A 1,509-nucleotide genomic window follows, 5' to 3' on the forward strand; every position below is an offset into this window, starting at 1 on the left:
GCCCCGCCCGGCAACCCGCCGGCGGGGCATCTTCATGCCCCTACATCCGCACCACCGATGACGGCTACATCCTCACCAAGAACGCCAGGCAACACCCTGGGCCTGCTGGACCGGTTCCGGTTCGCCCGCGCCGGGGGCGGCAGCCAACCGTGGCACTGGACGCTCGGCCACCACGGGCACCGGTTCCAGGCCGCCGCCCACCACCGGCCCGAGCCCACCGTCCGGACGAGCCGCCAGACCGTCGACCGGCTGTCGGCCAACCCGAACCTGACCCACCTGCTCACCACCAACGAGTTCTTCGTCCGGCTCACCGCGTACGCCCGCCGGCACCCCGAGGCGCGCCTGGACCGGTGGTGGTCCGAGACGACCACCACCAAGCAGTACCGGACCATCACCGCCGACGGACACGGCCTGTGGAGCGTCACCGACACCATGGTGGGGTTCTTCCTCGAGGCCGACACCGGCAGCGAACCGCTGGGTCGGGTGGTGGCCAAACTCGACCGGTACGCGCAGCTGACCCGCCGCGGCGGTCCCCGCTACCCGGTACTGTTCTGGCTCGGCAGCCAGCAACGCGAGGAACACCTGCACCGGCTCCTACGCGGGCGGCGCGGCGACGTTCCCGTCGCGACCGCCACCCACGCCACCGACCCCACCGAAGCAGTCTGGCTTCCTGGCTGCGCCACCGGTCGGGTCCGCCTCGCCGAGCTGCCCAGCGACCACGGCCAGCCCGTGGCGGACAACCCGAACTACGACGAGGGCGTCTTCGTGCTCTGACAAATCCCGACAGCCCCGCGGGTGGTCCTGTCAGCACAGGTCACACGCATGGCCGTAATTCCTGACAGGACTGGTGCTGTCAGGTCACGAAGCTACGGTGCAGCTTCTTCTTTCTTTGCTCGCACCGCCGCCCGTCTGTTCCTCTCGGATCTGCCCGCGCCAGCGGGATCACCCACAGCCCACCTTCGGAGTCGGCTCGTGATCCACGCCCCGCGCCCCTCACGGCAGCTTCCCGACGCAGACGCCGCGATCCGGTGGCACCACCACCAGCACGGCCGCCCAAGCCCACTCCTTCGCGAAGGGAGCACCCTGCCATGCCCACGCCCATGCCGCTCACCGAGCCGGTTGTCACCGTCTGCTTCGCCCCCGGCGAAGACGCGGACTGGTTCGCCGCCTCGGAGAAGGTCAACGACCTCCTGCACGCCAACGGCACCCCGGCCCGCCGCTACCACGTCCGCCACCGCCGCTTCATCGGCTGGCTGACCCGGTTCCTCTCCTACTACCTGCTCGACCCCGCCCGCCGCTTCGGCGCAGTCACCATGGCCGCCGGAGGCCGTAAGGGCCGCCTCGACCTGACAAGCACCGCGGCCACGGCCGCCAACCAAGCCGCCCTGCGCTGGCGCGCCTGGAACACCCACATCGGAACGTGTCAAGGGATTGAGGCCAGCGGGAGTTAATTAATTAAGCGGCTTGCGGGACGGTCTTCGTTTCCTGGTCGGGCTTGTTGATCCAGAC

General features: G+C 69.8%; 2 protein-coding genes. Both read left to right on the top strand.

The window, feature by feature from the left end:
* Positions 1–774, top strand: a 774-nt coding sequence (locus tag ABZ807_RS33335) for a replication-relaxation family protein (protein ID WP_357167155.1), incomplete at its 5' end; no start/stop codon positions are given.
* Between the two features lie 314 nt (positions 775–1,088).
* Positions 1,089–1,451 (top strand): hypothetical protein, encoded by a 363-nt coding sequence (locus ABZ807_RS33340; protein ID WP_357167157.1) that lies wholly within the window; start codon positions 1,089–1,091, stop codon positions 1,449–1,451.
* Positions 1,452–1,509 lie beyond the last annotated feature (58 nt).

The sequence above is a fragment of the Micromonospora sp. NPDC047548 genome (genome assembly GCF_040642975.1).
Classification (GTDB): domain Bacteria; phylum Actinomycetota; class Actinomycetes; order Mycobacteriales; family Micromonosporaceae; genus Micromonospora.

Excerpts from the sequence above, each read along its gene's own strand:
- ABZ807_RS33340 (WP_357167157.1), top strand. The coding sequence starts at position 1,089 with ATGCCCACGCCCATGCCGCTCACCGAGCCGGTTGTCACCGTCTGCTTC.